The sequence below is a fragment of the Moritella sp. genome (assembly GCF_033791185.1).
In the GTDB taxonomy this organism is placed as follows: domain Bacteria; phylum Pseudomonadota; class Gammaproteobacteria; order Enterobacterales; family Moritellaceae; genus Moritella.
Map to the genome: position 1 here is coordinate 1 of NZ_JASJHF010000266.1, position 9,718 is coordinate 9,718.

A 9,718-nucleotide genomic window follows, 5' to 3' on the forward strand; every position below is an offset into this window, starting at 1 on the left:
GGCGCAGATGGCAATAAATCGATCGCTTTCTCAAGGTCAGTAAAATAGTCTTTAAGTGTGATCGTAAGTTGCAGAAGTCGAGAACTATTACGACCACGGAAAGAAAGAGTGTAACAATCAAAGCCATAGCTATTGAATAGCGGTACAAAATTATTATCATAAAATTCAGCACCGCAGTATGCACCGGGAACCAACAAAATGGGAGGATAATGAGCTTTAGCAGTTTCTACAGATGCTGCGTGTTTAAAAAGTTTTATGCCTGCTTTCATATGAGGCTCTTTTATATAATTTTATAAATTCAGAAAAATAAGTGACAACTAGATACTTTAAATAAGTCTAGCATTAGGTAGACTTATTCGGTGTTACGACGTTCACACTTAGGCCACTGGAATGTAGTAGTTCATTGAATTTGGCCTCCTAATTGGAGGCTTTCTTGATCTAGAGATAAATTTGTCGATATGCGGGCTATTGAACATAAAGGTGATTATGTTCATAACGATGTGTAGGTCAGCGATTCACAACTCAGAGAAAAACTCACCTCTAAGCCTCGTATTGACACTTTAAAACCGACTCTCCCTCAATTCTAGATGGATAATTTTGCACTGTCTTTGTGAATTTTCCTTTCGCATCGATTCTAATTGAAATGCTTATTTCTAATAATTTTGTAATATGGGATACAAGTACTACAGGAAAGTGAACTCCTTTGCATAATATCTAATCTAACCAAGACAGGGTCACCATTTGTCTCGTAATAAGATTCGCGTATACCTTGCGATATGACAAATTCATCACGTGAGAAAATGTATGGAAAATTGACATGAACATATTGTGACGGAGCAACAGCTCTAACACGAAAAGGGGCAAAAATAAGTTACAAACAAAAAAACCGCGTTAGATTCACATCTAACGCGGTTTTTAATTATATAAACTAATCCATTTCGCGATTAGTTATAGAATTTCTGACCTTCTTTCGCCATTGCTTTAAGCGAGTCACACGGCGCAAAACGCTCACCGTATTTATCTTGATGACGTTCTAGCTTGTCAACAAGTTCAGCAATACCGATAGAATCCATGTAGTGGAATGGACCACCTAGGAATGGTGGGAAACCAATACCAAAGATTGCACCGATGTCACCATCACGCGCGCTACGTAGAATACCTTCATCAAGACAACGTGCCGCTTCATTGAGCATTAATAATACAGCTCGTTCAGCAAGTGCTTTCGGATCCATTGTTGCTTCAGGTTTCAGGTTAAATAGCTTGTAGATTGATTCATCAACTTGCTTTTTACCCTTCTTGGCTTTCTTACCGTATAAGTAGAAACCTTTTTCGTTCTTACGGCCCTTACGATCATCTGCAAGTAGCTTGTCAAACGCAGTAGGCGCTTCAAAACGGCTACCTAGCTCTTTACTTAAGATTGGACCGATCTTAGCACCAACATCGATACCAACTTCATCAAGAAGCGTGACAGGGCCAACTGGGAAACCAAAATCAACCAAGGCTTTATCAACCACGTCAATAGGCTCTTGCTCTAATACCAAACGTGCAGCTTCATTCATGTAAGGCGCTAAAATACGGTTTACATAGAAACCAGCACCATCTTTAACAACGATTGGCGTTTTGCCTTGTTTACGGGCAAATGCAACCGTTGTAGAGATAGTCTGGTCAGACGTGCCTTCATGCGTAATAATTTCAGCAAGTGGCATTTTGTCCACTGGACTGAAGTAATGTAAGCCAATAACATTTTCAGGACGTTTTGCTTCAGATGCAATTTGAGTGATAGGTAAAGAAGACGTGTTTGATGCGAAAATGGTATTTTCGTTACAGTTAGCTTCAATATCCGCCACCATTTGGTGCTTCAATTTCAAATCTTCAAATACCGCTTCAACAACAATATCAGCGCTCTTCACACCCGTGTACTCAGTAGTACCGGTGATCATAGCAAGTTGACTTTGCATTTCAGCTTTAGACATAAAGCGGCGTTTAACTTTCTTATTCAGAATGTCATAGGTGTATTTTTGGGCGTTAAGCAGTCCTTGTGGTGCTATATCTTTAATACGCACAGGTACTTTCGCTTTAGTTGCCGTAACGTTAGCGATACCGCCACCCATTAAGCCGCCACCCAATACGATTGCTTTTTTCACTTTCTTCGGTGCCACACCTTCAACGCCGTCTTCTTTCTTCATCTCTGTGGTCGCAAAGAAAATACCACGTAGACATGCAGATTCAGATGTCATGGCTAATTCAGCAAAACGTTTTGCTTCAAGTTTTAAACCTGCTTCAAAACCTTTTTCTTGACCCACTTTAACCACTTCGAGAATGGCTTCCGGTGCCGGGTAGTTACCACGCGTTTTAGAGAATGTTTGCTTTGCAGCTTGATCGAACATGATGTTACGACCAAATTTATTTGTTTCTAATAGCTTGCTGGTAAGGTCGCGCTTTAGCTTACGTTCGATCTTACCTTTTTTAGCTAATTTAACAGCCACTTCAAGCAATACCGTTTCAGGCACAACGTCATCGACAAGGCCCATTTTAAGCGCTTGTTTACCACGAACTTGTTTACCTGTAAGCATCAAATCAAGCGACTTCGCCACACCGATTAGACGCGGAAGACGCTGTGTACCACCACTACCAGGTAATAGACCCAGCATAACTTCTGGTACACCTAATACGGTTTTAGTGCTTTCTGTGCATACACGAATATGACAAGCAAGGGCTAGCTCTAAACCACCACCTAAACAAGGACCGTGGATAGCAGCAACGACCGGAATATTTAATGCTTCCAGTTCCCCCATAACGCGGTGGCCTTCAAGTGATAACTGCTCTGCCGCTGCAGCTGTTTCACACGCATCAATCATAGTCACGTCAGCACCGGCAACAAAGCTGTCTTTCTTGCCACTGATAATAACCAAGCCTTGCAGGTCTGCATTGGCTTTAATATCTTTCATTAATTCAGAGATTTCATCAGCGAACTCTGCACGTAAAGTGTTCATCGTTTCGCCGGGTACGTCCATTGTTAGAACGCCAATTTTATCTTCACGGATCTCAAGTGAAAATGTTTTATCTTGCTGACTCATTACGCACTCTCCACAATCATTGCTACACCTAGACCACCAGCCGCACACGCTGTTGATAATGCGAGACCACCACCACGACGTTTCAATTCACGTAATGTTTGCGTGATCATACGTGCGCCAGTTGCTGCAAATGGATGACCATATGCCAGTGAACCGCCAAGTACATTTAATTTACTTTCATCAATGGTACCGATACGCTCGCCACGACCAAGTTTTTGCTGAGCAAAGATATCTGATTCAATGCACTGTAAATTTGCTAATGTTTGTGCTGCAAATGCTTCGTGAATATCAAATAATGTTAAGTCGTTAAAAGTAATGCCTGCGCGATCTAATGCGACAGGTACTGCATATGATGGACCAATTAGACCATCAATATCAGCTCGAACAGCAGAGTAAGCATGGCTACGGATATAACCCAGTACTTCTAAGCCAAGTTCTTTTGCACGACTCTCACTCATCAGTAATACCGCACCAGCGCCATCGGTGAGTGGTGTACTCGTTGCAGCAGTAACTGTACCGTGCTTACGATCAAATGCAGGACGCAGTTTAGCGTAACTTTCAACTGATGAATTTTTACGAATATTATTATCTTCAGAAATAAATGACTTCATTGGCTCTGGGTAAGCCGTCATTACTTCGTCTGTTAACTTACCTTCTTCCCACGCTTTAGCTGCAAGCGTGTGAGAACGGTGAGCAAATTCATCTTGCGCTTGACGCGAGATATTATAAGACTTAGCCATTTGTTCAGCAGTCTGCCCCATCGTTATACCAGTACTGTATTCAGAAACAGCTGGCGCGACAGGCAGTAAATCTTTTAAGCTAAGTTGGCGAGCGATCTTGATCTTATCACCCGTCGTTTTGGCTTTACTTAAATTAATTAACTGATGAGCAAGCTTTTTAGATACACCGATTGGCACAACTGAAGATGAATCTGCACCACCAGCAATACCGCAGTCAATCGTTCCAGCCATAATCGACTCGGTAACGTTTGAAATAGCTTGGAAACTTGTCGCACATGCACGCGATACACTGTATGCATCGGTACTGTTCTCCATGCCAGTGCCTAATACGATTTCACGTGCGATATTTGGCGCTTCTGGCATTTGCACTACTTGTCCAAATACAACTTGCTGAATAATTTTAGGATCAATGTCGTTACGAGTAAGCATCTCATTAACAACCATTTTTCCTAAATCTAATGCTGGAACCCCATGATACGCAGTTGCTTGTTTAGCAAATGGGGTACGTAAACCAGTGACCACCGCGATACGATCGCCGTTGCGGGTGGTTAGGCTTTGTGGTTTAGCCATCACTTATCCTCATTCCGTTAAGTAAGAGAGGTCAGACCTCATAAAATTAAGTCAATATTAACCTTTTGGTCACAATATTCAAACATTAGTTTGAAAATTGAGTATTTCATCTTAAATCTGTGATCTAAAAGAAAATATTGTGTATATAAAAAATAATGCTAAATAATAGTCATATCAACCTAAACAGGTTTTTTCTGTAGATATATTACTTACCATGCACACTATAAAATAGTCATTACTAGTAAAGTTCTGTAAAAGCTTTTTATAAAACGTTTGCAAAGCTCTCTATAAAATAAGTTTGAACTTTTACAGTCAATCAATTGTCGGTAAACTAGTGTTTATATTAACTTTATACGATAGATAATTATGCCAAAAACGAACTTTAATCAATTAAGAGGCTATCTTAACAGCCAAATTCTTGGGCAAGCAAAACTTGTCGACAATTTATTAATCGCGCTGCTCGCAGATGGCCACATCTTAGTAGAAGGTCCACCCGGATTAGCTAAAACACGTGCAGTCAAAGCACTTGCCGATAGCTTGGAAGCCAACTTCCATCGTATTCAATTCACACCTGATTTACTGCCAGCGGATTTAACTGGTACTGATATCTATCGCGCCGAAACCGGCACCTTTGATTTTCAACCCGGTCCTCTGTTCCACAACATTGTACTTGCGGACGAGATTAATCGTGCACCAGCTAAGGTACAGTCTGCTCTATTAGAAGCTATGGCCGAGCAGCAGATAACCGTTGGCAACAAAACCATGTTATTACCAAAGCTGTTTATGGTAATGGCAACGCAAAACCCCATTGAGCAAGAAGGTACCTATCCGTTACCGGAAGCGCAGCTGGATCGTTTTATGCTTCATCTGGAAATTGATTACCCAGATAAAGACACTGAATTACAAATTTTGCGTTTAACAACACAAGAAGCGCAGCAACATACCAGCACGCCAATTGCCAAAATTAGCCAACAAGCAATCATGCAAGCGCGAACAGAAGTACTTAACATCCACCTAGCCCCTGCGCTTGAGCACTATCTTGTCGATTTGATTATGGCAACCCGTAATCCAGATACCTTGGATGCGCAACTCGCCAGTTGGATCACCTTCGGCGCAAGTCCACGTGCAACGATTTCTCTTGCTCGTTGTGTACGCGCTCGCGCTTGGTTACACGGTCGTGACCATGTATTACCTGAAGATATTCAAACTTGCCTGTATCCGATCCTACGTCATCGCTTGTTACTGAGCTTTGAAGCGGAAGCAGACGGCATCACCGCAAATCAAGTTATTGACCGTATCCTGTCATTAATTGCATTTTCGTAAACTGAGTTAGTCTATGTCAGCAATCAAGGTTACGATAAAAGAGCTACAACAATATAGCTACCAAGCTAATAGCGTGTTAGCGAACAAGACCTTAGCAAGAGCACAACTTGCTGGCGGTCACCTGTCGCCAATCAAAGGCCGCGGAATGGAGTTCAATGAGTGTCGTCAGTACCAACCCGGCGATGACATCCGCAGTATTGATTGGCGTATAACGGCTCGCACAGGTAAAACCTACAGTAAGCTGTTTAGTGAAGAAAAAGAACGCCCTGTTTATGTGCTACTTGATCTGTCATCGAGTATGTATTTTGGTAGTCAGTATCGATTAAAATCGGTACAGGCCTGCCACCTAACCGCATTACTGGCTTGGGCAACAAAGCACAAAAGTGATCGTGTTGGCGGTATTATCATTGGTGAGTTTGGCCATAAAGAATTAAAACCCCAGCGCCAACAGCGCGGTATTATGCAATTACTGAGTGAGACAGTGACCTTACATAATGCTCAACTCTCGTTATCTCAAGCTCAGCGCGCGAACGCCAGTACTACTACGCCAGAATCACTAGCAGGTGCCCTCACCCGGTTACGTATACTGTGTAAAACCGGTAGCCACATTATGATCATCAGTGATTTTCTTAATCTTGATGACAAAGCACAAAAGCAATTAGCATTATTAAAACGTCATAATGAAATTGAAGCGTGGCAAATATTTGATCCCTTAGAACTGTCTCTCCCTCACGTTACCGCGAATGTGCGTCTGGCAGTATCAGACGGTCAGCAGCACGGTTTTGTTAGTCCAGGTGACGCGAGCAGTCGTCAAAAATATCAACAACACGCCGATATTAAACAGCAAGCATTAAGACAAGTAATGAATCGCTACGGTATTCGTCACCACAAAATAAGCAGTGGTGAATCATTACTTAGCCAGATTAAAGATAAGAGTAAAGGTAAATAAAGCGCATGGATCCGTTAGCCCAATTAAAAGATATTCATTTACCCACGCCAGTATCAGCCTGGCCACTATCACTGTATTGGTGGCTAGTTATTATCGTACTCGTATTAATAAGCGGCTTAGCCATTTATGCTGTACTGCAGTACATTAAAAAGACCCGATTAACCCGCTTAGCCCTAGCTGAATTAGCCCTATTACAACAACAAGGTTGCGAGGTAAACGACTTACACCACCTACTTAAACGCATCGTATTATCCAGCTTCTCGCGTGAGGCAGTCGCTTCCTTACACGGTGATGCCTGGTTGCGTTTTCTTGATCAACAAGCCAGTTCTAAAAAACGAATGTCTAGCGCCTTCATCGATAACGCCGCGGCATGGACGCTTGATTTATACAGCGCGAAGCCAAACATACGCGCCGAAGCATCGCACTTTAAAACTTGCCAAGACTGGATCAAGAACACCCCGCTTATGCCTGTGGAGAACCAGTAATGTTTGAATTTAATTGGCCTTGGCTGTTAGTCCTACTACCCTTGCCTGCGCTTATTCGCTTTTTTAGCCCAGCAGGTCAAGCACAAGCCCCTTTAGTATTACCAAATTTGCCTTACATTGAGACAGCGACAAGCACTACCAGTAAAAAAGCCCGAGCCATCGTGCCATTAACCTTAATGTGGTTATGCTTGGTGATCGCAGCTGCACGTCCGATGTGGATCGGTGAACCACAATCAATTCCCCAGCAAGGTCGTGAAATGATGCTAGCGGTTGATCTGTCAGGCTCGATGCAGATTGAAGATATGCAAATCAATAACCGCATGATTGATCGTTTATCCCTAGTAAAAACCGTGGTCGCTGATTTTATTCAACAGCGTAAAGGCGATCGTGTTGGGCTTATCTTCTTCGCTGATAATGCCTATTTACAAGCACCGCTGACTTTTGATTTGAAAACAGTGAGTGGTTATATGCAACAAGCGGTACTCGGTCTGGTTGGTGAACAAACCGCGATTGGTGAAGGTATTGGCTTGGCTTTAAAACGCTTTGATGCCGCTGACAACCCGCAAAAGGTATTGATATTGCTCACTGACGGTCAAAATAACGCCGGTGAAGTAAAACCACTGGAAGCGGCTAAGTTTGCCCAAGAGCAAGGTGTTAAAATCTATACCATAGGTGTCGGTGCTGATGCGTATTACAAACGCACTATATTCGGCAACCAGAAAGTCGACCCATCACGCGATCTGGATGAGGTAACCTTAAAGGCCATCGCAGAGCAAACTGGTGGGCAGTACTTCCGGGCTCATGATGCCAGCAGCTTAGCCAATATCTATGCCGAGCTAGACAAACTAGAACCGGTTGAACAAGCGCAACAACAATTTAGACCACAAACCGATCTATTTCATTGGCCATTAGCAATCGCATTATTATTGTCCATTTTCGCCTGCTATTTACGTCAAGGCCAGCTATTTACGTCAAGGAATAAGAGCCATGACTGATTTTATGTTATTACGTCCATTATGGCTATTGGCGTTATTGCCACTCATCGTCCTTGCTTGGTATTTCCGTAAAAATGATCAAGCAAAAGGTTGGCATACCGTGCTATCCCCTGAAATAGCTAAATTTTTACTGGCCCAACAGCAACCAACAACAAAATCGAATAATTTCTTTATACCGCTAGCCTGTATTTGGGTACTGACCACAATTGCATTATCAGGCCCAAGTTTTAGCTATACAGAACGTCCTGTGGCTAGCATCTCGCAAGCGAAAGTCATGGTATTAGACATGTCGCTATCTATGCGCGCAACCGATCTTAAACCCAACCGTTTGGCACAGTTACGCTTTAAAAGTACCGATATCCTTAGTGCGACTAAAGAAGGTGAGATAGGTTTGGTCGCTTACGCAGGTGACGCCTTTGTAATCTCGCCATTAACCACAGACACCAGCACTCTACTGAACTTGTTGCCAAACTTGTCTCCAGAAATTATGCCTGTGAAAGGCTCAAAACCTACCGCAGGTATTCGTCAAGCAATCGAACTACTAACCAACGCAGGTTATCAACAGGGCCAAATATTACTGGTCACTGATGGTATAAATCCGGCTCAAGCAGAGAGCATCAACGCGTTATTAGCAGACACGGATTATAGCTTATCGATTCTTGGGTTAGGCACCGCCCAAGGAGCGCCGATTAAACTGCGTGATGGTCAATTGCTTAAAAATAATCAAGGCACGATTGTCGTACCGCAACTTGACGCCCGTCTATTAACAGACACTGCGCAAGCCAATTCAGGAAAAGTACAAGTAATAACCCATGGTAGCCAAGCGTTAAGTGATTTATTTAACCACCCTTCTCGTTTCAAAAATAGTCAAAACAATCAAAAAACCGAACTCACCACAGAGCAACGTAACGATGATGGTATTTGGTTACTGCCTTTGATCGCATTATTAGCGGCATTTAGTTTTCGTAAACAACTATTTTTCAGTTTCTTCCTGGTATTGTTACTACAGCCAGAATCAAGCTACGCAGCTGACACTTCTATTTGGAAAAACAGTAACGAAAATGGCTCATTACTGTATCAAGGTAAGCAATATCAACAAGCGGCAGACACTTTCTCTGATCCGAATTGGCAAGCCAGCGCCTTGTATAAAGCCGGTGAATACCAGCAAGCTATCGATCTGTGGGCTGATGATAACAGTAGTGATGCTTTATATAATCAAGGTAATGCGTTAATGCAACTGGGTAATATTGATGAAGCAGCTAACGCCTATGAGCAAGCATTAAAGCTAGATCCTGAAAATAACGATGCCAAAGGTAATCTAGAACTCGCCAAGCAAATAAAACAGCAACAAAAACAACAGCAAGGTGATAAAGGCGAAGACAGTCAAAGCCAGCAAGACAGTCAAAGCCAGCAAGACAGTCAAAGCCAGCAAGACAGTCAGAGCCAGCAAGACAGTCAGAGCCAGCAAGACAGTCAGAGCCAGCAAGACAGTCAGAGCCAGCAAGACAGTCAGAGCCAGCAAGACAGTCAGAGCCAGCAAGACAGTCAAAGCCAGCAAGACAGTCAGAGCCAGCAAGAC

8 protein-coding genes are annotated in these 9,718 nt (G+C 42.8%); 5 read left to right on the forward strand and 3 right to left on the reverse strand.

What is annotated here, in order from left to right:
* From QNK26_RS15235 to fadI, 3 genes are all read right to left on the reverse strand, one after another.
* Positions 1-269 (reverse strand): hypothetical protein (locus tag QNK26_RS15235; protein WP_319224623.1); only part of this gene is annotated, 269 nt, incomplete at its 3' end.
* A 675-nt stretch (positions 270-944) separates the two neighbouring features.
* Positions 945-3,077 (reverse strand): fatty acid oxidation complex subunit alpha FadJ, encoded by a 2,133-nt coding sequence (fadJ, locus tag QNK26_RS15240; RefSeq protein WP_319224625.1) that lies wholly within the window; start codon positions 3,075-3,077, stop codon positions 945-947.
* Positions 3,077-4,387 carry an acetyl-CoA C-acyltransferase FadI gene (fadI, locus tag QNK26_RS15245; RefSeq protein WP_319224627.1) on the reverse strand — a complete coding sequence of 437 codons (1,311 nt, stop codon included), beginning with the start codon at positions 4,385-4,387 and terminating at the stop codon, positions 3,077-3,079. Before fadI ends, fadJ begins: the two co-directional genes overlap by 1 nt.
* Positions 4,388-4,753: 366 nt before the next feature.
* On the opposite strand from fadI, the gene QNK26_RS15250 reads away from it, so the two are divergent.
* The 5 genes from QNK26_RS15250 to QNK26_RS15270 form a co-directional block, all read left to right on the forward strand.
* Entirely contained in the window at positions 4,754-5,710 is a 957-nt protein-coding gene (locus QNK26_RS15250; RefSeq protein WP_319224629.1) for a MoxR family ATPase, read from the forward strand.
* A 13-nt stretch (positions 5,711-5,723) separates the two neighbouring features.
* Entirely contained in the window at positions 5,724-6,659 is a 936-nt protein-coding gene (locus tag QNK26_RS15255; RefSeq protein WP_319224631.1) for a DUF58 domain-containing protein, read from the forward strand.
* A gap of 5 nt (positions 6,660-6,664) precedes the next feature.
* Positions 6,665-7,144 carry a DUF4381 domain-containing protein gene (locus tag QNK26_RS15260; RefSeq protein ID WP_319224632.1) on the forward strand — a complete coding sequence of 160 codons (480 nt, stop codon included), beginning with the start codon at positions 6,665-6,667 and terminating at the stop codon, positions 7,142-7,144.
* On the forward strand, positions 7,144-8,139 hold the full coding sequence (locus QNK26_RS15265) for a VWA domain-containing protein (protein WP_319224635.1): 996 nt from the start codon (positions 7,144-7,146) through the stop codon (positions 8,137-8,139). Before QNK26_RS15260 ends, QNK26_RS15265 begins: the two co-directional genes overlap by 1 nt.
* The coding region (locus QNK26_RS15270) for a vWA domain-containing protein (protein WP_319224637.1) at positions 8,132-9,718 on the forward strand (1,587 nt) is incomplete at its 3' end. The genes QNK26_RS15265 and QNK26_RS15270, both read left to right, overlap by 8 nt.